The organism is Bradyrhizobium sp. UFLA05-89, from assembly GCF_059803475.1.
In genome coordinates, this window is the sequence record NZ_JBANBA010000001.1 from 173,557 (window position 1) to 198,255 (window position 24,699).

Annotated in this window: 21 protein-coding genes; 10 read left to right on the plus strand and 11 right to left on the minus strand. The window is 64.6% G+C overall.

Annotation, left to right across the window (positions count from 1 at the left end):
* Positions 1-44 precede the first annotated feature (44 nt).
* The 10 genes from SO139_RS00760 to cnbZ all read left to right on the plus strand — a co-directional run bounded on the left by SO139_RS00760 (position 45) and on the right by cnbZ (position 12,479).
* The gene (locus tag SO139_RS00760) at positions 45-584 is read left to right on the plus strand and encodes a phosphonopyruvate decarboxylase (RefSeq protein WP_449379463.1); all 540 of its coding nucleotides are present in this window, start codon (positions 45-47) and stop codon (positions 582-584) included.
* Positions 581-1,171: a thiamine pyrophosphate-dependent enzyme gene (locus tag SO139_RS00765; RefSeq protein ID WP_449379462.1), complete on the plus strand. Its 591-nt coding sequence runs from the start codon at positions 581-583 to the stop codon at positions 1,169-1,171. Before SO139_RS00760 ends, SO139_RS00765 begins: the two co-directional genes overlap by 4 nt.
* A gap of 109 nt (positions 1,172-1,280) precedes the next feature.
* Positions 1,281-1,982 (plus strand): TetR/AcrR family transcriptional regulator, encoded by a 702-nt coding sequence (locus tag SO139_RS00770; RefSeq protein WP_474798182.1) that lies wholly within the window; start codon positions 1,281-1,283, stop codon positions 1,980-1,982.
* Between the two features lies 1 nt (position 1,983).
* Positions 1,984-3,174: an efflux RND transporter periplasmic adaptor subunit gene (locus tag SO139_RS00775; RefSeq protein WP_449379461.1), complete on the plus strand. Its 1,191-nt coding sequence runs from the start codon at positions 1,984-1,986 to the stop codon at positions 3,172-3,174.
* A 71-nt stretch (positions 3,175-3,245) separates the two neighbouring features.
* On the plus strand, positions 3,246-6,341 hold the full coding sequence (locus SO139_RS00780; protein WP_449379460.1) for a MexW/MexI family multidrug efflux RND transporter permease subunit: 3,096 nt from the start codon (positions 3,246-3,248) through the stop codon (positions 6,339-6,341).
* Between the two features lie 112 nt (positions 6,342-6,453).
* Positions 6,454-7,434, plus strand: a complete 981-nt coding sequence (locus SO139_RS00785; protein WP_498539532.1) for an ABC transporter substrate-binding protein — start codon at positions 6,454-6,456, stop codon at positions 7,432-7,434.
* Between the two features lie 54 nt (positions 7,435-7,488).
* On the plus strand, positions 7,489-10,089 hold the full coding sequence (locus SO139_RS00790) for a sensor histidine kinase (protein ID WP_449379458.1): 2,601 nt from the start codon (positions 7,489-7,491) through the stop codon (positions 10,087-10,089).
* Positions 10,086-10,475 carry a response regulator gene (locus SO139_RS00795; protein WP_498539533.1) on the plus strand — a complete coding sequence of 130 codons (390 nt, stop codon included), beginning with the start codon at positions 10,086-10,088 and terminating at the stop codon, positions 10,473-10,475. Before SO139_RS00790 ends, SO139_RS00795 begins: the two co-directional genes overlap by 4 nt.
* The gene (locus tag SO139_RS00800) at positions 10,472-11,725 is read left to right on the plus strand and encodes an adenylate/guanylate cyclase domain-containing protein (protein WP_498539534.1); all 1,254 of its coding nucleotides are present in this window, start codon (positions 10,472-10,474) and stop codon (positions 11,723-11,725) included. Before SO139_RS00795 ends, SO139_RS00800 begins: the two co-directional genes overlap by 4 nt.
* Positions 11,726-11,735: 10 nt before the next feature.
* Positions 11,736-12,479, plus strand: coding sequence for a 2-amino-5-chloromuconate deaminase CnbZ (gene cnbZ, locus SO139_RS00805; protein WP_449379455.1), 744 nt, complete (start codon positions 11,736-11,738; stop codon positions 12,477-12,479).
* A 118-nt stretch (positions 12,480-12,597) separates the two neighbouring features.
* On the opposite strand, the gene SO139_RS00810 is transcribed toward cnbZ, so the two are convergent.
* From SO139_RS00810 to SO139_RS00860, 11 genes are all read right to left on the minus strand, one after another.
* A complete protein-coding gene (locus SO139_RS00810) occupies positions 12,598-13,485 on the minus strand; it encodes an ABC transporter permease (RefSeq protein ID WP_449379454.1) in 888 nt (295 codons plus the stop codon).
* A 3-nt stretch (positions 13,486-13,488) separates the two neighbouring features.
* Complete coding sequence (locus tag SO139_RS00815) at positions 13,489-14,430, minus strand: ABC transporter permease (RefSeq protein WP_449379453.1); 942 nt, start codon at positions 14,428-14,430, stop codon at positions 13,489-13,491.
* A gap of 10 nt (positions 14,431-14,440) precedes the next feature.
* Complete coding sequence (locus tag SO139_RS00820; RefSeq protein WP_449379452.1) at positions 14,441-15,949, minus strand: ABC transporter substrate-binding protein; 1,509 nt, start codon at positions 15,947-15,949, stop codon at positions 14,441-14,443.
* 46 nt (positions 15,950-15,995) lie between these two features.
* Complete coding sequence (locus tag SO139_RS00825; protein ID WP_498539574.1) at positions 15,996-17,102, minus strand: ABC transporter ATP-binding protein; 1,107 nt, start codon at positions 17,100-17,102, stop codon at positions 15,996-15,998.
* A complete protein-coding gene (locus tag SO139_RS00830; protein WP_449379451.1) occupies positions 17,102-18,091 on the minus strand; it encodes an ABC transporter ATP-binding protein in 990 nt (329 codons plus the stop codon). The genes SO139_RS00825 and SO139_RS00830 overlap by 1 nt, the downstream gene beginning before the upstream one ends.
* Positions 18,088-18,798, minus strand: coding sequence for a DUF1028 domain-containing protein (locus SO139_RS00835; protein WP_498539535.1), 711 nt, complete (start codon positions 18,796-18,798; stop codon positions 18,088-18,090). The genes SO139_RS00830 and SO139_RS00835 overlap by 4 nt, the downstream gene beginning before the upstream one ends.
* A gap of 16 nt (positions 18,799-18,814) precedes the next feature.
* On the minus strand, positions 18,815-20,620 hold the full coding sequence (locus SO139_RS00840) for a gamma-glutamyltransferase family protein (protein WP_498539536.1): 1,806 nt from the start codon (positions 20,618-20,620) through the stop codon (positions 18,815-18,817).
* Between the two features lie 88 nt (positions 20,621-20,708).
* Positions 20,709-21,698: an ABC transporter ATP-binding protein gene (locus tag SO139_RS00845; protein ID WP_449379448.1), complete on the minus strand. Its 990-nt coding sequence runs from the start codon at positions 21,696-21,698 to the stop codon at positions 20,709-20,711.
* Positions 21,695-22,681 carry an ABC transporter ATP-binding protein gene (locus SO139_RS00850; RefSeq protein WP_449379447.1) on the minus strand — a complete coding sequence of 329 codons (987 nt, stop codon included), beginning with the start codon at positions 22,679-22,681 and terminating at the stop codon, positions 21,695-21,697. The genes SO139_RS00845 and SO139_RS00850 overlap by 4 nt, the downstream gene beginning before the upstream one ends.
* Positions 22,682-22,694: 13 nt before the next feature.
* Entirely contained in the window at positions 22,695-23,666 is a 972-nt protein-coding gene (locus SO139_RS00855; protein ID WP_449379446.1) for an ABC transporter permease, read from the minus strand.
* 1 nt (position 23,667) lies between these two features.
* Positions 23,668-24,648: an ABC transporter permease gene (locus tag SO139_RS00860; RefSeq protein ID WP_449379445.1), complete on the minus strand. Its 981-nt coding sequence runs from the start codon at positions 24,646-24,648 to the stop codon at positions 23,668-23,670.
* Positions 24,649-24,699: the final 51 nt, after the last annotated feature.

The following is a 24,699-nucleotide window of genomic DNA, read 5'->3' on the forward strand; positions in this document are numbered from 1 at the left end:
TCCGTCTAGACTTCTTCCGACTTGCTAGCCGACTGGACACCAAAATGCACGCGCGCACTGATGCTGATGCCCCGCCGTCATGGCCTGACGAGATCTTCGCGGCCCTGGAGCGCTTCGATGTCCGGCAGGTGCCTTATGTGCCCGATGCCGGACACTCCAAACTCATCGAGCGCGTGCTCGCGTCCTCCAGCATGCGCGGCATTCCGCTGACGACCGAGGAGGAGGGCGTGGCGCTGCTTGCCGGCGCTTGGACTGGCGGACAGCGCGGCGTGCTGCTGATGCAGTCGAGCGGGGTCGGCAATTGCATCAACATGCTGTCGCTGATCCCGATCCTGCGCTTTCCGTTCCTCACGCTGGTGACGATGCGCGGCGAATGGGGCGAGTTCAATCCCTGGCAGGTACCAATGGGATCGACCACGCAGGGCGTGTTCGAACTCTCCGGCGTTAAGGTGCTGCGCGCGTCGCAGGCCGCCGAAGTGCCGGCCGTGCTGGAGGCCGCCGCAGCGCAGGCCTACAACGCGTTGACGCCGACCGCCGTTCTCCTGTCGCAGCGCCTGATCGGTGCCAAGGTTTTCACCAAATGAGCAAGACCAATCTCCTCGATCGCCGCCAGGTCGTCACCGCGCTGCTTGCGAACCGCAGGGATGTGGTCGCGATCGGTGGTCTCGGCGCCTCGACCAACGACATCAGCGCCGCCGGTGACCATGCGCGCAACTTCTATCTCTGGGGCGGCATGGGCGGCGCCGCGATGATTGGCCTGGGGCTGGCGCTGGCCCAGCCAAAACTGCCGGTGCTGGTCATCACCGGCGATGGCGAGATGCTGATGGGTATGGGGAGTCTTGCCACCATCGGCCTGCAGAAGCCCGCCAATCTCTCGATCGTGGTGCTGGACAACGAACGCTATGGCGAGACCGGTGGCCAGACCAGTCACACCTCGGCCGCCGCCGATCTCGTCGGCGTCGCCAAGGCCTGCGGTATCAAGGACAGCCGGGCGATCTCCACCATGGCGGAGGTCGAGGCCTTCGCCGCGTCCGTCCATGACGTCTCGGCCGGCCCCCGCTTTGCCAATGTGAAGATCGACAGTGCCGAGCTGACCCGGATCCTGCCCACGCGCGACGGCACCTACATCGTCAACCGGCTGCGCGGCGACCTCGGGTTCCCGCCGATCTAGCTCAGTGCCGGCGGCCCAGGGGGCGATATCCCGCCGAGTCGCCAACGCATTTTGGTTGCATCGCAGCATCCTGCTTGACTTTTGCGTGGGTGAGTGCTTACTCACTCACATGAGCTCATTGCGTATGACCAGCGACCTGAGGAGGCAACTCATCCTCGGTGCCGCTAAACGTTGTTTTGCCCGTCACGGGTATACCGGCACCACGACCAAGAGCGTGGCGGCCGCCGCTGCCATTTCCGAGGCGCTGCTGTTCAAGCATTTTCCGTCCAAGGCGGCGCTCTATGCCGAAATCCTCAGCGACGAGTGCGAGGCCGATCCGGCTCTGATGGAGCTTCTTGAGCGTGAGCCGTCGACGGCCACCCTGGTCGAGCTGATCCGCAGCATGGTCGAGCACTTCATGCAGGTCGCCGACAGCCCGGATCAGGAAGAGGCGCAGCGCCTGCGGCTGATGGTCACTAGCCATCTGGATGATGGCGAATTTGCTCGTCTGCTCTATGCCAAGATCGAGCATCTGATCGGAGCCGTCTTCGTCGCCTCGCTGGAGCGTGCGGTGGCGGCGGGGGACGCGAGGCCCTGCGCAACGGCGCCGCTCAACCTGTTCTGGTTCGCGCACCATTCGCTGATGACGGCTGCGCTGACCAGGCTGCCGGCCACGCCCTGCCTCGCTTACGGCAAGGCGGACGATCTGGAAGGGCAGCTCTGTGAGTTTCTCCTGAGAGGTATCGGACTTAACGACGCCGCAATTGCTTCGCATCTGGGCCGCGCTTTGGCGCCGGGTGCCGGCAAGGCGGCGATTGCAGAAAGTGCATGACATGAACATCGTGGCTGAACACAAGATATCGGGCGAACCGATCGACAAGGCGCCCAAGCGCCCGGTGAAGCCGGTGCGCTGGTTCATCATTGTCGGTTTGCTGCTCGGCGCACTCGTCGGCGGGCTGGTCTGGTTCAATTCGTTCCGTGGCCAGATGATCAAGCAGTTCTTCGCCAACAACAAGCCGCCGCCGGTGAGCGTCAGCGCGGCCGAGGCGAAGAACGAGGTGGTGCCGAATCTGTTGACCGCGGTCGGCGAGCTCGCCGCCGTGCATCAGGTCAATGTCACCGCCGACGTCAACGGCCGTGTCACGGAGATCAAGTTCGAGCCGGGCGCGCATGTCGAGGAAGGCACGCCACTGGTGCAGCTGTTCGACGCGCCGGAGCAGGGCGATCTCGCCAACTTCAAGGCGCAGGCGACCGTCGCGCAACTCTCGCTCGATCGTGCCAAGCAGCTCGCCGCGCGCCAGTTCAGTCCGCAGGCGACCGTCGACCAGGCGCAAGCCTCCTACGATCAGGCGATGGCAGGCATAGCCAAGACGGAAGCGCTGATCTCGCAGAAGCTGGTGCGGGCGCCGTTCTCCGGCGATCTCGGCGTGCGCAAGGTCGAGGTCGGCCAGTATCTCACCGCGGGCACGGCGATCGTGTCGCTGACGGATCTGTCGGTGCTGTGGGCCAACTTCACGGTGACGGAGAAGGACTCAGGCAATCTCAAGGTCGGCCAGGCCGTGCGGCTGAAGGTTGATGCCTATCCGGGCCGCGTCTTCGAGGGCAAGATCACCACCATCGAACCGCAAATCGCGAGCGACACCCGCAACATCCGCGTGCAGGCGACGATCGCGAACCCGGGCAAGATCCTCAAGCCAGGCATGTTCGTGACCACCACCGTGGTGCTGCCGGACAAGCCGCCGGTGATCACCGTTCCGGAGACATCGGTCGACTACACGCTCTATGGCGACTCCGTGTTCGTCATCACCGAGAAGAAGGAGGATGACGGCAAGACCAGCCTGAATGCGGTGCGCACCTTCGTGCAGACCGGCAACCGGGTCGAAGGCCGCGTCGAGATCCTGAAGGGCCTGAAGCCGGGCGACAAGGTCGTCGCCGTCGGCCAGCTCAAGCTGCAATCGGGTGCGCCGGTGGCGATTTCGTCCGATCCGGCACCGGCCGTTCCTGCGCAGCCGCCGCGCTACTGATTGACGCGCTCGCGTGATCCGGCCTGACGCCGGATCACGCCACTCAAGCAAACGAATTCGAGATCGCCGCGATGGCCTTTACCGATATCTTCATCAAGCGACCGGTCCTGTCGGTCGTCGTCAGCCTGCTGATCCTGCTGATCGGCTTGCGCGCGGCGATGGTGCTGCCGATCCGGCAATATCCGAAACTGTCGAACACGGTCGTCAACGTCACGACGGTGTACCCGGGCGCGTCCGCTGACCTGATCCAGGGCTTCATCACGACGCCGATCGAGCAGGCGGTCGCCTCGGCCGAGGGTGTCGACTACATCACCTCGTCCTCGGTGCAGGGCACCTCGACGATCCAGATCTACATCAAGCTGAACTTCGATCCGAACCAGGCGCTCACCGAGGTGCTCGCCAAGGTGAACTCGGTCAAATATCTGATCCCGAAGGAATCGAACGACCCGATCGTTACCAAGACGACCGGCCAGACCACGGCCGTCATGTATCTCGGCTTCTCCTCGGAGGAGCTGTCGGGCTCTGCGATCTCGGACTATCTGACGCGCGTGGTGCAGCCGGTGCTGTCGACCGTCGACGGCGTGGCGTCGGCCGACATTCTGGGCGGCCAGACCTTTGCGATGCGGCTGTGGCTTGATCCAGTGAAGATGGCCGGCCGCAACGTGTCGCCCGGCGATGTCGCGGCCGCGATCACCGCCAACAACTTCCAGTCGGCGGCTGGCCAGACCAAGGGCTATCTGATCGTCTCGAACATCTCGACGAACACGGGCCTGACCGACGTCAACCAGTTCAGGAAGATGATCGTCAAGGCCAAGGACGGCGGCTTCGTCCGGATGGAGGACATCGCAACCGTCGAGCTTGCTGCCCAGAGCACGGATGCGAGCGTCGCCTTCAATGGCGAGCACGCGATCTTCATCGGCGTGCAGGCCACCCCGCAAGGCAACCCGCTGACGCTGGTGAAGGGCGTGCGCGCGCTGTTCCCCGAGCTCGAGCGCAATCTGCCGCCGTCGATGAAGATGAAGGTCGCCTACGACTCGACCAAGTTCATCCAGTCGTCGATCGACGAGGTCGAGAAGACGCTGGGCGAGGCCGTGATCATCGTCATCGTGGTGATCTTCCTGTTCCTGGCCTCATTCCGCTCGGTGATCATTCCCGTCGTCACCATCCCCCTGTCGATGATCGGCGTCTGTACGCTGATGCTCGCATTCGGCTTCAGCTTCAACCTGCTGACGCTGCTCGCGATGGTGCTCGCGATCGGTCTCGTGGTCGACGACGCCATCGTGGTGGTGGAGAACATCCACCGCCATCTGGAGGAGGGCAAGTCACCGGTGCAGGCGGCCCTGCAAGGCGCGCGCGAAATCGTCGGCCCCGTCATCTCGATGACCATCACGCTTGCAGCCGTGTACGCGCCGATCGGCTTCCTCGGCGGCCTCACCGGCTCGCTGTTCCGCGAATTCGCGTTCACGCTGGCGGGCTCGGTGATCGTGTCGGGCGTCATCGCGCTGACGCTGTCGCCGATGATGTGCTCGGTGCTGCTCAAGAACACCGAAGAGGGCCGTTTCGCCAAGCTCGTCAACAAGGTGTTCGGCGCCGTGACGCGCTGGTACGGCCGCAGGCTCGACCGCTCGCTCGACTACAAGGCGGTGACCGGCCTGTTCGCGCTGACGATCCTCGGCCTCGTCGGCTTCCTCTATATGCACACCTCGAAGGAGCTGGCGCCGGAAGAAGACCAGGGCATCGTGTTCGCGGTGACCAAGGCGCCGAAATACGCCAATATCGACTATCTCGATTTCTATGGCGAAAAGCTCGACAAGAAATTTCAAAGCTTCCCCGAGACCGACTTGCGCTTCGTGCTGAACGGCATCAACGGCCCTCAGGGCGGCATCGCCGGCATGCTGCTCAAGCCCTGGGACGAGCGTCAGCGTTCGTCGATCAAGCTTAAGCCGCTGGTGCAGGCCGAGCTCTCCAAGATCGAGGGCGTGCAGGCGTTCGCCTTCAACCTGCCGCCGCTCCCGGGCGGCCCGGGCGGCCTGCCGGTGCAGATGGTGATCAACTCGACCGCGGGCTTCCAGACCGTCTATGAGCAGATGGAGAAGCTGAAGGATGCTGCGCGCAAGAGCGGCATGTTCATCGTCTCCGATAGCGATCTCGCCTTCAACCAGCCGACGGTGAAGGTGAGGATCGATCGTACCAAGGCGCAGGACCTCGGCATCAACATGCAGAACGTCGGTAGTGCGCTGGCCGTGCTGCTCGGCGGCAACTACATCAACCGCTTCAACCTGGAGGGGCGCTCCTACCAGGTGATCCCGCAGGTTCCGCGGGAGAAGCGGCTCTCGCCGGAGGCGCTCGACGGTTACTACGTCACGACCAACACCGGCCAGCAGGTTCCGCTGTCCACCGTCCTGTCGCTCGAGACCTCGACCGAGCCGAACTCGCTGACGCACTATAATCAGCTGAACTCGGCGACCTTCTCGGCCGTGCCGATGCCAGGCGTCACCGTCGGTGCGGCGGTCGACTTCCTCGAAGGCGAGGCCAAGAAGCTGCCGCAAGGCTTCAGCCACGACTATCTCGCCGACAGCAGGCAATACGTGCAGGAAGGCAATCAGCTCGCAATCACCTTTGCTTTCGCGCTGATCATCATCTTCCTGGTGCTGGCGGCGCAGTTCGAGAGCCTGCGCGATCCGCTGGTCATCATGATCTCGGTGCCGATGGCGATCGTCGGTGCGCTGATCCCGCTGTTCTTCGGTGCGGCGACGATGAACATCTACACCCAGGTCGGCCTGCTGACACTCGTCGGCCTGATCACCAAGCACGGCATCCTGATGGTGGAGTTCGCCAACGAGCTCCAGGTCAACGAACGGCTCGATCGCCGTTCGGCGATCGAGATGTCGGCTCGCATCCGTCTGCGGCCGATCCTGATGACGACGGCCGCGATGGTCACCGGCCTGATCCCGCTGCTGACCGCGAGCGGCGCGGGTGCCGCCAGTCGCTTCTCGATCGGCCTCGTGGTCGTGGCCGGCATGTCGATCGGCACGCTGTTCACGCTGTTCGTGCTGCCGGCAGTCTACGTGGTGCTCGCGACCGACCACCGCGCCAAGACCGAATCCGAGCGGAACAAGCAGATCGAGGCGCTGGATATGGACTCCAGCGCGCTGCGGCCGACCTGAGGCCGTTCAATCCAAGGTGAAGAGCGGCAATGGCACATCGCCATTGCCGCTTTTTTCTTGTCCCTGCTAGACTTCTGCCGCGCAAAGGTTGCACCAGGGCAGGGAAGGCATGATGAGGCGGCGCGAATTCCTGGGAGGGCTTGGCTGCATTTCGCTGTTGTGTCCGGGTTCGGTCGCGGCACAGGGCAGCAAAACCTACCGTCTCGGCACGCTGACACCGATCGTGCCCATTTCGGAGACGAGACCGGGCGGCAAGATCCTGATCAAGGTGCTCGGCGAGCGTGGCTTCAACCTCGGTCAGAATCTCAGTCTCGAGCCCCGCGGCGCGGCAGGCGATGTTGCCAAGCTCCCCTCGCTGATCGCGGAGCTGAAGTCCAGGAGCGTCGATGCCATTGTCATCATAGGCTACCCGACGGCCATAGCCGCCAAGGCGGCGGGCATACCCATTGTCGCGGCAAGCGGCATCGGCGATCCCGTCGAGACCCGGCTCATTGAAAGCCTTGCCCATCCCGGCGGCAACATCACCGGCATTTCGGACGTCGCGGCGACGCTCAGTGCCAAGCGGCTGGCGTTGTTGAAGGAGATGTCGCCGAAACTGACCAAGGTCGCCATGCTCTGGAACAAGGACGACCTCGGCATGACCATGCGCTATCAGGCATCGGCGAAGGCCGCCCAGGCGCTTGGGCTGACCGTGCAGGCCCTCGGCGTCCGCGAGCCCGACGATTTCGACGAGGCCTTCTCGGTGATGTCAGGCGATTTGCCGGACGGCATCCTGATGGTGGCGGATGCGCTCACCATTCTCAACCGAAAGCGGGTGTTCGAGTTCGCCGCCGTCCGGAAGCTGCCGGCGATCTACGAAAATGATGATTTCGCCCGCGACGGCGGGCTGATGTCCTACGGACCGGACGTGTCGGAATGTTTCGAGCGGGCGGCAGCACTGGTCGCTCGCATTTTCAATGGAGCGAACCCCGGCGATTTGCCGTTCGAGCAGCCGACCCGCTATCCCCTGGTGCTCAACCTGAAGACGGCGAAGGCGACTGGACTCGAGATTCCGCCCACCTTGCTGGCCCTCGCAGACGAAGTCATCGAGTAACCTTGTGCGCTGCGGCAAGAGACAAGCCCGGGCCTTCTTGCTAGGTTTGGCGGGATGAGCATTTCCCTCCATCCCGACACGCCGCAGGGCCGGTCGCTGCCTGGTAGCGCAGCGGCGGGCGATGTTGCTTCCGGTGACGGCGCGCGGCCCGGGATCCGGACCCGGCTGTTCACCAAATATGTCGGGCTGTTCGTGGCTGTGGTGGCGGTTGCGCTGCTCGCCAACGGTCTCTTCGAGGTGTTCTTCTATTATCGTGAGCACAAGGCCGCGCTGATCCGCGTTCAGCGCGAGCAGGCCGAGGCGGCCGCCGCCAAGATCAGCCAGTTCGTCAAGGAGATCGAGAGCCAGCTTGGCTGGACCACGCAACTGCCGTGGTCGGCCGGCTCGATCGAGCAGCGCCGCTTCGATGCGCTGCGGCTGCTGCGCCAGGTTCCGGCCATCACCGAACTCGCCCAGGTGGATTCGACCGGCAAGGAGCGCTTGCGTGTCTCGCGCCTGGCGATGGACGTCGTCGATAGCGGGATCGATCTTTCCAATGACGCGAAATTCACCGAAGCCGTTGCGCACAAGGTCTATTACGGGCCGGTCTATTTCCGGAGAGAATCCGAGCCCTACATGACGCTGGCGCTCGCCGGCACGCGCAAGGACGCCGGCGTCAGCATCGCGGAAGTCAATCTCAAGCTGATCTGGGACGTCGTCTCGCAGATCAAGGTCGGCGAGCACGGGCATGCCTATGTGGTTGGCTCGCAGGGCCGGCTGATCGCACATCCAGACATCAGCCTGGTGTTGCGCAACACCGACATGTCCAGGCTCGAGCAGGTGCGCGCCGCGCAGACCGGTGGCGGGACCATGCCCGACTCGTTGCAGGAGGCGACCAATCTCCAGGGACAGAAGGTGCTGACCGCGTCCGCGCCGATCGCGCCGCTGGGCTGGACCATGTTCGTGGAGCTTCCGGTCGAGGAGGCCTATGCCTCGCTCTATGCCTCCCTGCAACGTCTCGCCATCGTGCTGCTCGCAGCATCCATCTTCGCGGTGCTCGCAGGGATTTTCCTGGCGCGGCGCATGGTCGGCCCGATCCAGGCCCTGCGCACCGGCGCCGAGCGCATCGGCGGTGGCGACTTCTCGCAGCGTATCTCGATCAAGACCGGCGACGAGCTGGAAGGGCTCGCCAACCAGTTCAACGACATGGGCGCGCGCTTGCAGGAGTCCTATGCGGACCTGGAGAACAAGGTCGAGCAGCGCACGGCGGAGCTGAGTGAATCCCTCCAGCAGCAGACGGCAACCTCGGAGGTTCTGGAGACGATCAGTTCGTCCGCCGGCGAACTGCAGCCGGTCTTCAACAAGATGTTGCAGAATGCAACGCGGGTCTGCGGCGCAAGCTTTGGCGTCATGGATCTCTGGGACGGAGAGCGATACAGTCTGGTATCGGACTACAATCTTCCCCCGGAATTTGCAGCCACGCGGCGGCACGATGGCACGATTGCTCCACATCCCGAGAGCGGCCTTGCCCAGGTTGTCAGGACGCATCAGGTAGCCCAGGTCCTCGACGTTCGCGAAGGCCCTGCCTATCGTGCCGGATCCGAGATGGCGGTCTTGCTCGCCGATGTCGGGGGTGCGCGCACGACGCTCATGGTGCCGCTGTTGCGGGAGAGCGAGCTGGTCGGCGTGATCACGATCTTTCGCCGGGAGGTTCGCGCGTTCACCGACAAGCAGATCGCGTTGGTGGAGAATTTTGCCAATCAGGCGGTCATTGCGATCGAGAACGCTCGACTGCTCAAGCAGCTTCGTGAGCGCACCAATGAGCTCTCGCAATCCCTCGACGAGCTGCGCACCGCGCAGGACCGCCTGATCCAGACCGAAAAGCTGGCTTCGCTGGGGCAGCTCACCGCCGGCATCGCCCACGAGATCAAGAACCCGCTCAACTTCGTCAACAATTTCTCCTCGGTGTCGACGGAGTTGATCGACGAACTCAACGAGGTCATGCAATCGGTAGGCCTCGACGACAAGACCAAGGAGGAGGTCGCCGAGCTCACCTACATGCTCAAGGGTAACCTCGAGAAAGTAGTACAGCACGGCAAGCGCGCCGATTCCATCGTCAAGAACATGCTGCTGCATTCGCGCGAAGGCTCGGGCGAGCGGCGGGCGGCAGACATCAACGCGCTCGTCGAGGAGAGCCTCAATCTTGCCTATCACGGCGCGCGTGCCGAAAAGCCGGGTTTCAACATCACGCTCAAGCGCGACCTCGATCCGGCCGCCGGCATGCTCGACATCTATCCGCAGGAGATCACCCGCGTCTTCCTCAACCTGATCTCGAACGGCTTCTATGCCGCGACCAAACGGAAGGAGCAGGTGGGCGACGGTTTCGAGCCGACGCTGAGCGCCTCAACCAGGAATCTCGGCAACAAGGTCGAAATCAGGATCCGCGACAACGGCACCGGCATCCCGCCCGAGGTGAAGGAGAAAATGTTCAATCCGTTCTTCACCACCAAGCCGGCCGGCGAGGGAACCGGGCTTGGCCTGTCCATGAGTCACGACATCGTGGTGAAACAGCATGGCGGCACAGTCGACGTAAACACTGAGCCGGGTGCTTTCACCGAATTCATCATTACGCTGCCGCGCATGCTGGCAGAAGGCCATACCGGAGGCAGGAATTGAACGTCTATATCCTTGTCGTCGACGACGAGCCCGACGTTGAGGCGCTGTTTCGTCAACATTTCCGGCGCGACCTGCGCGCCGGCCGTTTCCAGATGGAGTTCGCACCGTCCGCGCCGGTGGCGATCGAACGCGCCGTCGCGGTGCGCGACGCCTCGCTGATCCTGATCCTTTCCGACATCAATATGCCCGGCATGAGCGGGCTCGAGATGTTGCCGAAGGTGCGCGCGGCACGTCCGGATGTGCCCGTGATCATGATCACGGCCTACGGCGATGCGGAAACACGGCGGAAGGCGATCGAGCGCGGCGCGGTCGGGCTTCTGACCAAGCCGATCGACTTTGCGCTGCTGCGGCAGGAGATCGACACCAGGCTCGAGCAAGCGGCATGACATCCACGATTCTCGTTGTCGATGATGAGCCCGATCTGGAGGCGCTGGTCCTCCAGAAGTTTCGTAGGCAGATTCGCGAGGGGCTTGTCAGCTTCATGTTTGCCCATGACGGCATCGAGGCGCTGCAATCGATCGAGCTGCATCCTCATGTCGACCTGGTGGTATCAGACATCAACATGCCGCGGATGGACGGGCTGTCGCTGCTCCAGAAGCTCCAGGAGGCCGAGGACAAGAAGTCGACGATCATCGTCTCTGCCTATGGCGACATGAGCAACATCCGGACCGCGATGAATCGCGGCGCCTTCGACTTCCTGACCAAGCCGATTGATTTTGCGGATCTGGAGATGACGATCCAGAAGACCATCCGCCACGTCGAGACGCTGCGCGAGGCGCGGCGCCGGCAGGCGGAAGCCGAGCGTGCCCATGCCTCGCTGTCGCGCTACTTCTCGCCCGAGATCGCCAAGCGTCTGGCCGCGGCGAGCGGCGAGAGCGACGGCATGGAGGTGCAGTGGCGCGACGTGGCGACCATTTTCACCGACATCACCGGTTTCACGACGCTGGTCGAGAGTGCTGCGCCGGAAACGCTGGGCGGGCTCCTCAACGCCTATGTCGGCGGCATGACCGACATCGTGTTCCAGCACGAAGGCACCGTTGCGAAGATCATCGGCGACGCCATTCAAGTGCTGTTCAATGCCCCCGGGGATCAACCCGATTTTGCGACACGCGCGGTCGCCTGCGCCCACGATCTCGATATATGGGCCGAGGACTTCCGCCTGCGCTGGAAGGACAAGGGCGTCAATTTCGGCACGACACGCATCGGCGTCCATGCCGGGCCCGCGCTGGTCGGTAATTTCGGCGGCAGCCGTTTCTTCGACTACACTGCCTATGGCGACACTATCAACACGGCGGCACGGCTGGAAGCCGCCAACAAGTACCTGGGCACGCGCATCTGCGTCAGCGCCACCATCGCCAAGGAGGCCGCGAATTTTCGGGGCCGCCCGGTAGGCGACCTCATGTTGCGCGGCCGCAGCGAGCCGCTCCGGGCCTTCGAGCCGCTTCCGCCGGCGAGATTCGAAACACCTCTGACGACGCAATACTCCGAAGCCTTTGCCAAGCTTGAGGCGGGCGACGTCGCGGCCATGCCAGCCTTCGCCGCGCTGGTCGGCATGCACGCCGACGATGCGCTGGCCGGCTTGCACCTCAAGCGCCTGCTCAACGGCGCCAAGGGCGTCCGCATGCAATTGGAATAGGGATTCGAAAATGACCCGCGAATTCTCTGCCGGCAACTATCGTTTCATTCCGTCCGTGTTCCAGTATTCGGCGGGTGCCGCCGCCGATCCCGGCTACGAGATCGAGCGGGTTCGCTTGGATCGCCTGGCGCCGCTCGCGGAAGGATTTGCCCTGGCCGCCAAGTTGATCCGGGAGGCCGGGCGTCCGCTGACCGCGTTCTGCGCCTGCGAGCTGCGCTCGCCGGCCGCGTTCACGGAAGAAGGCTTCCGCAACTTCAATCTGCACTACGTCAAAACGCTGTCCGAGTGGGGCATCTTCGATGGCACCACCAATCCGGTGGCACGCAGCAATGTCTGTCCCGAGATCGACCCACCCACTGAACCTTCCTTCCATGCGTTCTCCTTCACGCGGCCGACGCGATCGAGCACACCGACCTTCGTGATCGCCGGCGGTGCCGAGGCGCGCGAGGGGAGCGGCAGCTATGTCGAGCGCAGCGTGCGCTACCGGGACCTCAGCCCGGAGGGCATCACGGAGAAGGTCCGCTTCACCGCCGCGCAGATGGAAAGCCGCCTTGCGGCATTCGGCTTCGGCTGGAAGGAGACGACCGCCGTGCAGGCCTATTCGATCCGCGATTTCCACCACGCGCTGGCCGACGAGCTGGTGCGTCGCGGCGCCTTGCGCTCCGGCCTCACCTGGCATTTCGCGCGGCCGCCGGTGGTCGATCTCGAATTCGAGATGGATTGCCGGCGCGTGGTGCGCGAAGTCGTGATCTGAAATCCTCATCCTGAGGAGCGGCCGTCAGGCCGCGTCTCGAAGGATGGCCCCGGGGCGAGAGCGGGGCCTCATGGTTCGAGACGCGCGCAAGAGCGCGCTCCTCACCATGAGGAACGCCTCAGCGCTGGCGCGGATCGAGCGCGTCGCGCAGGCCGTCGCCGAGCAGGTTCAGGGATAGCACCACCAGGAAGATCGCAAGGCCAGGCCAGATCGCCATCCACGGCGCCTGCGTCAGGAAGCGCTGCGCCGCGTTGAGCATGCTGCCCCAGGACGGAGCCGGCGGCTGCTGGCCGAGGCCGAGAAACGACAGAGCGGCTTCCGCGATGATCGCCGCGGCGATCGACAGCGTGGCCTGCACCAGCAGCGCCGGCAGGATGTTCGGCAGGATGTGAGCGAATGCGATCCGCCAGGACGGGTTGCCGAGCGCGCGCGCCGCCTCGACATAGTCCTCGGCCTTGACGCTCAACACCTGGCCGCGGGTCAGGCGGATGAATACTGGGGTGGCCGAGATGCCGATTGCGATCATGGCGTTGCCGAGGCTCGGGCCCAGGAACGCCGCGAGCGCGATAGCCAGGATCAGGAACGGGCATGCGAGCATCGCATCGGTGATCCGGCTGATCAGCGCGTCGGTGAAGCCGCCGCGGTAGCCGGCGAGCAGGCCGAGCGGTACGCCGATGCCAAGCGCAATCGCGACCGAGATGGCGCCGGCGAGCAGCGAGGCGCGCGCACCGTAGATGACCCGGCTCAATATGTCGCGGCCGAGCTCGTCGGTGCCGAACCAATGCAGCGCGGTGGGGGCTTTTCGCACCAGGCTCCAGCTCGTGGCGACGGGATCGTAGGGAACGATCAGCGGCGCCAGCAGGGCCAGCAGGATGAACGTCGTCATCACGACGAGCCCCATGACCGCCGCCTTGCGCTTGAACAGGCGCCGCCGGGCGCGCCGTGCGGGGCTGTCGAGCTCGCTCGTATCAGTGACGGGATGGGCTGAGAGAACGGCGTCGGTCATGACCTAGCCCCTCAGCCGCGGGTTGACGAGGATATAGGCGATGTCGGCGATCAGGTTGAGCGTGATGTAGATCGTCGCGGTGACCAGCACCACGCCCTGCACGACTGCGTAGTCGCGGTTGAACACGGCGTCTACGATCAGCTTGCCGAAGCCGGGAATGGAAAAGATCTGCTCGGTCAGCACCGCGCCCGACAAGAGTGTGCCGAGCTCGAGCGCACCGAGCGTGATCACCGGCGTCAGCGCATTGCGCATGGCGTGCTTGAGGATGACGGTCCGCTCCAGGAGGCCTTTGGCGCGCGCGGTGCGGACATAGTCGCTCTCCAGCACCTGGAGCATGGCGCTGCGCGTATGCCGCATCAGGATCGCGGCGATGGCATTGCCGAGCACGAAGGCTGGCATGATCGTGGCGGCAAGGCTCGCGCGCCAGTCCTCCGTCAGCGGTATATAGCCGGAGGCCGGCAGCCAGCCGAGCTCGATCGAGAACAGGAAGATCAGCATGATGCCGAGCCAGAAGTTCGGCGTCGAGATGCCCCACAGCGCAAACAGGTTGGCGCCGTAGTCCCAGGCCGTGCCTTTCTTGACCGCCGAGACGATGCCTGCGGGGATCCCGATCAGGAACGCGATCAGAATTGCCATCGACGCGAGCTGCAACGTCACGGGCAGCTTCTGCGCGATCAGCGCGCGCACCGGCATCTTGTTGCGCAGGGACTCCCCGAAGTCGCCGGTCAGAACGCCCCTGACCCAATAGGCGTATTGCACGGGGATCGGCTGATCGAGCCGGTATTGCTGGCGGATCTGCGCGATCACGGCGGGATCCCGCTCTTCGCCGGCCATCACCAGCGCCGGATCACCCGGCAGGAGCTGCTGGAGCGAGAAGATCAGCACCGACACGAAGAACAGCGTCGGTATGATCTGCGCAAGACGGCGGGCGAGGAAGTTCAGCATCCCCGGGACGTCACTTCAGCTTGAGGCCGATGACGCGCACGAGGCCGTCCGGCATCTGCTTGTAACCTTCCAGCCTGGTCGTGTGGGCGATGATGATGCGGCGGTGGTAGAGATAGAGGATCGGCTCCTCCTCCTGAACCAGCTTCGCCAGAGTCTCATAGATCGCCTTGCGCTTGTCGGGATCGCTGACGAGCCGGGCCTCCTCGAGCGCCTTGTCGGCCTGCGCATTATTCCACGCGCCGTAATTTTGCGGCGCGTCGCTGTGCAGGAAGATGTAGGAGTTGCCGTCGGGATCGACGCGGCCGCTCCAGGCGAGCACGAAGGCCTGGTAATCGCCGGCCTCGGCCTGCTTGAGTCCGGTCGCAAACTCAGTGACACGGATCTTCATGTCGAACCCGGCTTCCGCCGCCATCGACTGGATCACCTGCGCCGGCGTTTCGGTTTCCGCGCCTTTCGGCACCAGGAAATCGACGCTGACAGGCGGCGTCACGCCGGCTTCCTTCAGCAGCGCCTTGGCCTTCTCCACGTTGCGGGCGCGGACCGGAACGGCCTTCTGATAAAAGGGATGGTCGGGATTGACCCATTGGTTGCCGACCTGAAACTCGCCGTTGAAAACGACCTGATTGATGGCGTCCCGGTCGATGGCAAGATCGAGCGCCTGGCGCACCTTGGCGGACTGGCTGAGCGGCCCCTTGGCCTTGTCCTTGCCGATGTTGAGCGTGACGCCCTGATAGCCGAGCTCGATCGCGGTCGCGACCTTCAGCCGCGAGTCGGCCCGCACGTCCTTCAGATCGGTCGCGAGTACGCGCTCGATCAGGTCGAGCCCGCCGGATTTCAAATTGGCAAGCCGCACCGTGGAATCGACGATTGGCTGGAACACGACGCGGTCGATGAAGACATTGTCCTTGTTCCAATAGTCGGCGAATTTCTCGAACACGATGCGGTCCTGCTGCACGCGCTCGACGAATTTGTAGGGACCGGCGCAGACCGGATGCAGGCCGAACTTGTCGCCTTCGGCTTTGGCTGCCTTCGGCGAGACCATCATGCCGGCGCGGTCGGTGAGCTGCGCGAGCAGCGGCGAGAATGGCGCCTTCAGCACCAGTCTGATGGTGAGGGGATCGACCACCTCGACATGGTCGACCGAGGCGAGCTCGGGCTTGCGGAACGAGCCCGGGAAGGTGAGGTGTCGCTCGAGGGAGAACTTTGCGGCTTCCGCGTCGAACGGCTCGCCATCGTGGAATTTCACGCCGGGGCGGAGCTTGATGACGAGCGCCTTGCCGTCGTCGGCGGTCTCGCTCGACAGCGCGAGCTGCGGCACGATGTTCAGCTTCTCGTCGATGTCGAACAGCTTGTCGCAGAATGCGGAGAACACGATGCGGCCGACATAGGTGCGCGCCATGGTCGGATCGAGGATATCGGGGTCCTCGGCAAGCCCGATGCGCAGCGTGGTCTGGGCCTGCGCGGCGCCGAGTGACACCAGCAATGCGGCGGCGGTGGCCGCGAGGCGGAACATCTTCATTGCATCATCCCCAAGGCTATCAAGACTCATCTGACATGACTGGCGGCTATCTCGGTGTTGCCGGTGCATCTTGTATACCAACCCCGGAGGGGCCAGCGCCTTCCGTCTTTCGGCTGAAGGCGGCAACCAATTTCGCGAGCGCCGGCGACAAAGCGTGCGGGGCGGGCAGGATGGCATCGGCCGGGGGCAGCTCGGCGACGCGGTGACATGCAGTGGTATGGCCGCTGCTGTCAGCCAAAAGTTGCGGTGCCTCGCTGCGGCAGCGGTCGACCACGAACGGGCAGCGGGTGTGGAAGCGGCACCCTGCCGGCGGGGCGAGCGCGCTCGGCATCTCGCCCTTGAGCAGGATGGTGCTTCGCTTTGCGTGCGGTTGCGGCAGAGGAATCGCGGACAGAAGTGCGCGGCTATAGGGATGGCGCGGCGCGGCGAACAGCGCGTCGGCGTCGGCCGTCTCGACGATGTGGCCAAGGTTCATCACGGCAACACGGTCGGCGATATGCTTCACCACGGCAAGATCGTGCGAGACGAAGATGTAGGCGAGGCCGAGCCGATCCTGGAGCTCCCGCAGCAGATTCAGGATCTGAGAGCGGATGGAGACATCGAGCGCCGAGACCGGCTCGTCACAGATGATCAGCCTGGGCTCGACCGCGAGCGCCCGCGCAATCGCGATACGCTGGCGCTGGCCGCCGGAGAATTCATGCGGATAGCGGCGAGCCAGCCGCGATTCCAGTCCGACGAGCTGCAAAAGTTCCGCAACGCGCTCGCGCCGGCGCGATGGCGGGACGAGATTATGCAGCGCGAGCGGCTCGGTCAGGATCTGGCTGACCGTCATGCGCGGGTTGAGCGAGGCGTAAGGATCCTGAAAGATGATCTGCGCCTTTCGGCGAAAGGCGCGCAGCGCATCGGCGTTGAGCGCGAGCAGATCGCGACCTTCGAAGCGAACGCTACCGGCATCCGGCTCGATCAGCCGCAGCACCAGCCGGCTGACCGTCGACTTGCCGCAGCCGGATTCGCCGACCAGCGCCAGCGTCTTGCCTGCTTCGAGTGCAAAGCTGACTCCGTCGACGGCCTTGACCAGGGACTTGGGCCTGCCGAGCAGCGAGCGCTCGGCAACGAAATGCTTGACCAGATTTTCGACCTCGAGCAGCGCCATCACGACACCAACTGCTCGAGCGGCGCGCGGATGCAGCGCGAGAGATGGCCGGCGCTCACTTCGGCAAGCGGCGGCGGCGCTTTCGTGCAGGCCTCCAGCATGAACGGGCACCTTGCAGCAAAGCGGCAGGCGGCCGGCGGATGTGCCATGTTCGGCACCATGCCTTCGATCGTTGCAAGCTGCTCGGCGCGGTGGTCGAGGCGCGGGATCGAGCCGAGCAGGCCGACGGTATAGGGATGCTGCGGCGAGGCGAACAGCTCGTCCACTGGCGCGCGCTCGACGATCTCGCCGGCATACATCACGGCGACCTCGTCGCAGACTTCGGCGACGACGCCGAGATCATGGGTGATCAGGATGATGGCAGCGCCGCTCGCCGCCTTCAATTCGCGCATCAGTTCCAGGATCTGAGCCTGCAAGGTGACGTCGAGCGCCGTGGTCGGCTCGTCGGCGATCAAAAGGCGCGGGTCGCAGGCAAGCGCCATTGCGATCATCACGCGCTGGCGCATGCCGCCGGAGAGCTTATGCGGGTATTCGTCGATGCGCCGTTCGGGGGAGGGAATGTGGACGCGGCGGAGCAGCTCGATCGCCCGCTCGCGGGCGTTCTTCCTCGAGCCGCCGCGGTGGCGCAAAATCGTCTCGATGATCTGGTCGCCGATGGTGAAGCTCGGATTGAGCGAGGTCATCGGTTCCTGGAAGATCATCGCGAGCCGATTGCCGCGCAGGTCGCGCAGGCTCTTGTCGGAGCTTTGCAGGAGATCAACGCCATCGAAGCGGATGTAGCCGGTGACCTCGCTGGTCTGCCTCGGCAACAGTCCCATGATCGCAAGCGACGTCACGCTCTTGCCGCAACCGGATTCGCCGACGAGGCCGAGCGTCGCTCCATTGGCGACGCTGAGATCGACGCTGTCCACCGCGTGGGTGATGCGACCATCGTCGCCGTGGAAGCGGACGCGCAGGTTCTCGATCTTGATGAGGGGCGCCGCGCTCATTGCTCTGTCGTGCGGGCCGCTGCGATGCGGGCATCGACCACGGCGCGGTCGGTGATCCCGGCCGGGTTCCGGCGCGTCGGCAGCGAGGCGCGGAAATGCACCCAGAGTTCGTTGCTGACCTGCTCAAGCCGTGCCAGTTCGGCAAGCGGATCGAGATGATCGTCGACGCGCAGGTCGAGCGCGGACCATTCCTCCTCGCCATGGATGAGCAAGGCAGCAGACTGCTTGCCGCGCTTGTCGCCGCCGGCGGCTTCTCCGGCCCGCATCGCCGCCAGCAGGCGGCGCGGGAAGGGCAGGCTGTCATTGGCGATGTAGGTCTTTGCCGTCTCGCTGAGGACGTCGGGGCCGGCGAGCATGTTGCCGGCAATGGAGAAGCCGTTTCCCGCCGTGTGTCCGCACCAGTCGATGCAGTCGCGGCCGGTGTGCGCCGCGACTTCACCGCTGGCATCCATGATGTGGACTTGGCGGCTTTCACGGCCATCATCGGTCGCGAGCAGCGCCGCGAGTACGTCATGCGCATTCAGACCTTCGCGCAACAGCTTGACGCCGTCGATGCCATAATAGGGATTGACGAAAGCCTGCGTCGCGATGGCGCCGAGGCCAGCGGCGATGAAGGGGACGCGCGCGCCGACGGCGAAGAAGCGCGTCGCAACCGCGATGCCGAACTGGCCGGTGGCAGGATCTCGCGCGATGATCGACCAGGTCATGTTGTGCTCGTCTCGGTCAGCGCCCTGCCGCGTATCCCTGCATACCCCGTGGATTCGCCGCGGCGCGTCGGCGCCCCCCGACGCGCGATGCGGCGGTAAGGCGGCCTTCGGACCAGTCGGGACCGACCTCCACGATATGCCCGCGCTCGCGCAAATTCTCGATCGTCGCCTTCGGCACGCGGTTCTCCACGACGAGCACGCCGGGTCGCGCGGTGCGTGGCCAGAACGAGATCGGGAAATGCTCCGAATGCCATGCCGGCGCGTCGATCGCCTCCTGGAGATTGAGGTTGCAATGGACATGCCGCAAGAAGAACTGCGTGATCCACTGATCCTGCTGGTCACCGCCCGGGGATCCCCAGGCGAGATACGGCTCGCCGTCACGCAGCGCCATGGTCGGCGACAGCGTGGTGCGCGGACGCTTGCCCGGCGCGAGCGAGGCGGGGTGACCTTCCTCCAGCCAGAACATCTGGGCGCGGCTGCCCAGACAGAAGCCGAGCTCCGGAATGACCGGCGAGGATTGTAGCCAGCCGCCCGACGGCGTCGAGGACACCATGTTGCCGGCCTTGTCGATGATGTCGAAATGCACGGTGTCGCCGCGTACCTCGCCGAACCTGCCGACGGTGGGCTCGCCGGCGCCGAGCGCGCCGACCGCCTCGCGTTGGCCTTCGGCGCGGCGCAGCTTGACGACCCCGCCAAAGCCTTCGACCGAGCCGGGCCGGAAGTCGAGCGAGGCTTTTTCGGTGACGAGCTTGCGGCGCTCGTCGTTATAGGCATCCGACAACAGCGTTGTGATCGGGATCTCGTTGAACTTGGGATCGCCGTAGAACTTTTCGCGGTCAGCGAAAGCGAGCTTGGCGCATTCGATCTGGACATGGATGAACTCGGGGCCCGTCGGATCGAGCCCGTCGAGGGCAAAGCCTTTGAGCAGCGCAAGCTGTTGGAGCGTGACCGGACCCTGACTCCAGACGCCGGCCTTGCAGACGGTGTAGCGGCCGTAGTCGTAGGTCAGCGGCGCCTCGATCGTCGGTTGCCAGCGCGCCATGTCGTCGGCCGAGAGAACGCCACGATGCGGCGCGCCGCTGACGTCCATCACCTCCTGCGTCCGGCAGAACCTGTCGATGGCCTCCGCGACAAAGCCTTTCGACCAGGCGTTTCGCGCGCGCTCGATCTCGGCATCGCGGCCACCGCCGCCGCTTTCGGCTTCGCTGAGAATGCGGGCGTAGGTCGCCGCGAGAGTCTTATTGGTGAAGAGTGTGCCGGGCTTCGGCACCTCGCCGTTCGGAAGATAGACAGCGGCCGACGTCGGCCAGTGCTTGCGGAACAGTTGCTCGACGGTCTTGATCGTGGCGCAGGCGCGCTCGACCAGCGGATAACCGTCGCGTGCGTAGGAGATCGCGGGCTCAAGCACGTCGCGCACACGCATCGTGCCGTAGTCGCGGAGCAGCAGCATCCACGATTCGAAGGTGCCGGGGACGCAGGCCGCAAGGAGGCCAGTGCCGGGCACCATATCCAGGCCTTCGCTCTTGTAGTGGGCAATGGTGGCGCGCGCCGGTGCCGGTCCCTGGCCGCAGATCACCTCGGTGCGGCCGCGCTTGACGTCATACACGATGATGGGCACGTCCCCGCCGGGGCCGTTGAGATGCGGCTCGACCACCTGAAGCGTGAAGGCGGTCGCGACGCCGGCGTCAAACGCGTTGCCGCCTTTTTCGAGGATGGCCATGCCGACGGCGGTCGCGATCCAGTGCGTGGTGGCGACGACCCCGAACGTGCCTTCGATCTCGGGCCGCGTCGTGAAGGGATCGGGATTGACATTGCTGGCCATGGGGGGTCACTTTTCTTGTTTGCTGCGGCCACAATTGATCACAGGCACGACCCGCTGCCAATTGCGCGGGCAGCATGGCACGCGCGCGTCACGCCGGTACCGGCGCGGTGTTGACGGCGTGGCAGGCGACGCCGTCGATCAGTTGCGGCGTCTTCTTGCGGCAGAGATCGAAGGCGAGAGGGCAGCGCGGATTGAAGGCGCAGCCCGGCGGCGGATTGATCGGATTCGGGATCTCGCCCTTGACCGGAATACGCTGGCGGCCGGACATCGCCAGATCCGGCACCGCGCCGAGCAGCATCTTGGTGTAGGGCATGCGCGGGCGCGCGAACAGCTCACGGCCTTCGGCGATTTCGACGATGCGGCCGAGATACATCACGCCGACGCGGCTCGCCATGTGGCGAACGACTGCAAGATTGTGGCTGATGAACATGTAGGTGAGGCCGAACTTGTCCTGGAGGTCGCGCATCAGGTTGAGGATCTGCGCCTGCACGGACACGTCGAGCGCCGAGGTCGGCTCGTCGCAGACGATGAACTCGGCGTCGGACGCCAGCACGCGCGCGATCGCGATGCGCTGGCGCTGGCCGCCGGAGAACTCATGCGGGTATTTCAGCCGGTCGTCGGGATGCAGCCCCACCAGGCTCAACAATTCACCGACGCGGGCCTGGATGTCGCGCTCGCCCTGGATCAGGTCGAAGGCGCGGATCGGCTCGGCGATGATGGCGTCGACCCGGAAACGCGGATTGAGACTCGCATAAGGATCCTGGAAGATCATCTGGATGCGGCGGCGCAAGCGGCGACGCGCCGGCGCCTGCTTCGGATCGGTCATCGAGACGCCGTCGATCAGGACCTGGCCCGAACTCGGCGGCAACAGCCCGACGACCATCCGTGCGACCGTCGTCTTGCCCGAGCCGGATTCTCCGACCAGCGCAAAAGTCTCACCCTTGTTGATGTCGAAGGTGACGCCGTCGACGGCCTTGAGATATTCGAGATGGCCGCCTTCGATCACCCGGTTCAACCATGGCTTCGAGACGTCGAAGACGCGGCGCAAGTTCCTGGCCTGGACGAAGGATGCGCTCATGCTGCGCTCTCCGCGGGGACGTTGTCATAGAGATGGCACGCGACCGATTGCGCGCCCTGGGCAAGCGGCTCGGGCCGCTCGACCCGGCAGCGGTCGAACGCAAAGGCGCAGCGCGGATTGAACGAACAGCCGCGCGGGATCGCCGACAGACGCGGCATGGAGCCGGGGATCTGCACCAGGCGCTTGTCTTCGCCGGCGAGCGTCGGGATCGCGCCCATCAGACCCTTGGCGTAGGGGTGCAGCGGATTCTTCACGACATCCTGCACCGGGCCGATCTCGGCGACGCGGCCGGCATACATCACCGCGACGCGGTCGGAGGTCTCTGCGATCACGCCCATGTCGTGGGTTACCAGCATCACGGCGGTGCCGTGGTCGCGTCCGAGCCGCTTGATCAGCGAGATGATCTGCGCCTGCACGGAGACGTCGAGCGCGGTGGTCGGCTCGTCCGCGATGATCAGCTCCGGCTCGGCGCAGATCGCGAGCGCAATCACCACGCGCTGGCGCATGCCACCGGAGAATTCGTGGGGATAGCCGTCGATGCGCTTCTCCGGCGCGGGGATGCCGACCTCGGCGAGGAGATCGATGGCGCGGCGGCGCGCGGCCTGCTCGGACAGGTTCAGATGCGTGCGGATCGTCTCCACGATCTGGTCGCCGATCTTGTAGAGCGGGTTCAGCGAGGTCAGCGGATCCTGGAAGATCATGCCGATCCGCTTGCCTCGGACGCGGCGCATTTCCTCCGGCGGCAGGTTGTCGATGCGCGTGCCGGCGAGAAGGATCTCGCCGCCGGCGATGCGGCCGGGCGGATCGATCAGGCCAATCACGGCGAGCCCGGTGACCGACTTGCCCGCGCCGGACTCGCCGACCACGCCCAGCACCTCGCCCTTGGCGATATCAAAGGAGACGTCGTCGATCGCGCGCAGCGTGCCGCGACGGGAGGCGAACTCCACCTGAAGGTTACGCACGGAGAGAACTGTGTCGGTCATGAACGAGGTGGACTCACCTGAGCTTGGGATTGAGTGCGTCGCGCAGCCAGTCGCCGAGCAGGTTGATGGAGAGGATCAGCGCCGCGAGCGCGAGGCCGGGGAAGGCGACGATCCACCATTCGCCGGCGAACAGATAGTTGTTGCCGATGCGGATCAGCGTGCCGAGCGAGGGCATGGTCTCGGGCATGCCCGAGCCGAGGAACGACAGCGTCGCCTCGGTGATGATCGCCAGCGCCAGGTTGATGGTGGCGATGACAAGGATCGGCCCCATCGTGTTCGGCAGCACATGGCGCAGCATGATCACGGGGGCGGGGAGGCCGATCAGTTGCGCTGCGGCAACGTAATCCTTGTTCTTCTCGACCATCACCGAGCCGCGCACCGTGCGGGCATATTGCACCCAGAAGCTCAGGCCGATCGCGAGCACCAGCACACCCAGCATGCTCATCTCGTCGAGCTTGTTGCCGAGCACCGATTTGGCGATGCCGTTGACGAGAAGCGCGATCAGGATCGCGGGGAAGGAGAGCTGCACGTCGGCGACGCGCATGATCAGGCCGTCGACGGCGCCGCCGAAATAGCCCGCGGTCAAGCCGAGCAGAATGCCGAGCGCACCGGACAAGACGACACCGAGCACGCCGACGACGAGAGAGATCCGCAGCCCGTAGAGGATCGCGGAGAGCACGTCGCGGCCCTGCTCGTCGGTGCCGAGCAGGAACGGGCTCTGGCCGTCGGCGGTCCAGAGTGGCGAGATGCGCGAATTCAGGAGCTGGAGCTGCGCCGGATCAAACGGATTCTGCACGGCCAGCAATGAGGCGAAGATGGCGAGCAGGAAGAACAGCAGCGTGATCGCAGCCGCGATCATGGTGATCCTGGAGCGGCGGAAGGAATAGAACAGGTCGCTCTCGACGGCGCGCTTGAACCAGCCGGAATGGGCCGCACTGCGCGCGAGGGGCTCTTCCGTTTTGTGCTGGACGACGGCCTCGCTCATCTCAGTGTGCCCGGCTGACCGTCGAGCGCAAGCGCGGATCGACGATGGTGTAGAGGATGTCGACGACGAGATTGATGGTGACGAAGATCAGGGACACCATCATCAAATACGCTGCCATGATCGGGATATCGACATTCTGAACGGCCTGGACGAACAACAAGCCCATTCCCGGCCACTGGAATACCGTCTCGGTGATGATCGCAAATGCAATTACCGAGCCAAATTGCAGGCCGGCCACCGTGATCACAGGAACCAGCGTGTTCCGCAACGCGTGGCCGAAATGGATCGCGCGTGTCGTGAGGCCGCGGGCGCGGGCGAAGCGGATATAGTCGGTGCGCATCACCTCCAGCATCTCGGCGCGCACCAGGCGCATGATCAGCGTCATCTGGAACAGGCCAAGCGTGATCGAGGGCATGATCAGCGCCTTCAATCCGGAGAGCGTGAGAAGCCCCGTCGTCCACCAGCCGATATGAACGACGTCGCCGCGGCCGAACGAGGGCAGCCAGCCAAGCGTCACCGAGAACAGATAGATCAGCAGGACGCCGATCAGGAAAGTCGGCAGCGAGATGCCGATCAGCGAGATCGCCTGGAATGCATGCGCGAGCCAGGTGTCGCGGCGGAGCGCCGAATAGACGCCCATCAGTATGCCGCCTACCATCGCGAAGATGGTGGCGCAGATCGCGAGCTCGAGCGTCGCCGGCATCCGCTCCATCAACAGATTCGTGACCGGAAGGCGGAACTGGTAGGAGATGCCGAATTTGAACTGCGCTGCATTGGCGACATAGCGGCCGAACTGAACGATCACGGGATCATCGAGGCCGAGCGACTGGCGGATCGCGGCGCGCTCGGCGCCCGAGGTGTCGATCGACACCATCTGGTTCACGGGATCGCCGGCGAAGCGGAACATCGAGAACGCAATGATGCCTACGGCGATCATGACACCGACGGCCTGGATTGCCCTGCGAAGCGTGAAAGCGAGCATCTGATACCTTCACGTCTCTTCAGCGGTGCGCATCATTGCGTAACCCTAAAC

What these genes read in the sequence shown, in the direction of transcription:
- SO139_RS00855 (WP_449379446.1), bottom strand. Translation starts at nt 23,666, where the DNA reads ATGAGCGAGGCCGTCGTCCAGCACAAAACGGAAGAGCCCCTCGCGCGC.
- SO139_RS00850 (WP_449379447.1), bottom strand. Translation starts at nt 22,681, where the DNA reads ATGACCGACACAGTTCTCTCCGTGCGTAACCTTCAGGTGGAGTTCGCC.
- SO139_RS00785 (WP_498539532.1), top strand. Translation starts at nt 6,454, where the DNA reads ATGAGGCGGCGCGAATTCCTGGGAGGGCTTGGCTGCATTTCGCTGTTG.
- SO139_RS00765 (WP_449379462.1), top strand. Translation starts at nt 581, where the DNA reads ATGAGCAAGACCAATCTCCTCGATCGCCGCCAGGTCGTCACCGCGCTG.
- SO139_RS00860 (WP_449379445.1), bottom strand. Translation starts at nt 24,648, where the DNA reads ATGCTCGCTTTCACGCTTCGCAGGGCAATCCAGGCCGTCGGTGTCATG.
- SO139_RS00780 (WP_449379460.1), top strand. Translation starts at nt 3,246, where the DNA reads ATGGCCTTTACCGATATCTTCATCAAGCGACCGGTCCTGTCGGTCGTC.
- SO139_RS00775 (WP_449379461.1), top strand. Translation starts at nt 1,984, where the DNA reads ATGAACATCGTGGCTGAACACAAGATATCGGGCGAACCGATCGACAAG.
- SO139_RS00840 (WP_498539536.1), bottom strand. Translation starts at nt 20,620, where the DNA reads ATGGCCAGCAATGTCAATCCCGATCCCTTCACGACGCGGCCCGAGATC.
- SO139_RS00825 (WP_498539574.1), bottom strand. Translation starts at nt 17,102, where the DNA reads ATGGCGCTGCTCGAGGTCGAAAATCTGGTCAAGCATTTCGTTGCCGAG.
- SO139_RS00770 (WP_474798182.1), top strand. Translation starts at nt 1,281, where the DNA reads ATGAGCTCATTGCGTATGACCAGCGACCTGAGGAGGCAACTCATCCTC.
- SO139_RS00830 (WP_449379451.1), bottom strand. Translation starts at nt 18,091, where the DNA reads ATGAGCGCGGCGCCCCTCATCAAGATCGAGAACCTGCGCGTCCGCTTC.
- SO139_RS00820 (WP_449379452.1), bottom strand. Translation starts at nt 15,949, where the DNA reads ATGAAGATGTTCCGCCTCGCGGCCACCGCCGCCGCATTGCTGGTGTCA.
- SO139_RS00835 (WP_498539535.1), bottom strand. Translation starts at nt 18,798, where the DNA reads ATGACCTGGTCGATCATCGCGCGAGATCCTGCCACCGGCCAGTTCGGC.
- SO139_RS00815 (WP_449379453.1), bottom strand. Translation starts at nt 14,430, where the DNA reads ATGCTGAACTTCCTCGCCCGCCGTCTTGCGCAGATCATACCGACGCTG.
- SO139_RS00760 (WP_449379463.1), top strand. Translation starts at nt 45, where the DNA reads ATGCACGCGCGCACTGATGCTGATGCCCCGCCGTCATGGCCTGACGAG.
- SO139_RS00810 (WP_449379454.1), bottom strand. Translation starts at nt 13,485, where the DNA reads ATGACCGACGCCGTTCTCTCAGCCCATCCCGTCACTGATACGAGCGAG.
- SO139_RS00845 (WP_449379448.1), bottom strand. Translation starts at nt 21,698, where the DNA reads ATGAGCGCATCCTTCGTCCAGGCCAGGAACTTGCGCCGCGTCTTCGAC.
- SO139_RS00800 (WP_498539534.1), top strand. Translation starts at nt 10,472, where the DNA reads ATGACATCCACGATTCTCGTTGTCGATGATGAGCCCGATCTGGAGGCG.
- cnbZ (WP_449379455.1), top strand. Translation starts at nt 11,736, where the DNA reads ATGACCCGCGAATTCTCTGCCGGCAACTATCGTTTCATTCCGTCCGTG.
- SO139_RS00790 (WP_449379458.1), top strand. Translation starts at nt 7,489, where the DNA reads ATGAGCATTTCCCTCCATCCCGACACGCCGCAGGGCCGGTCGCTGCCT.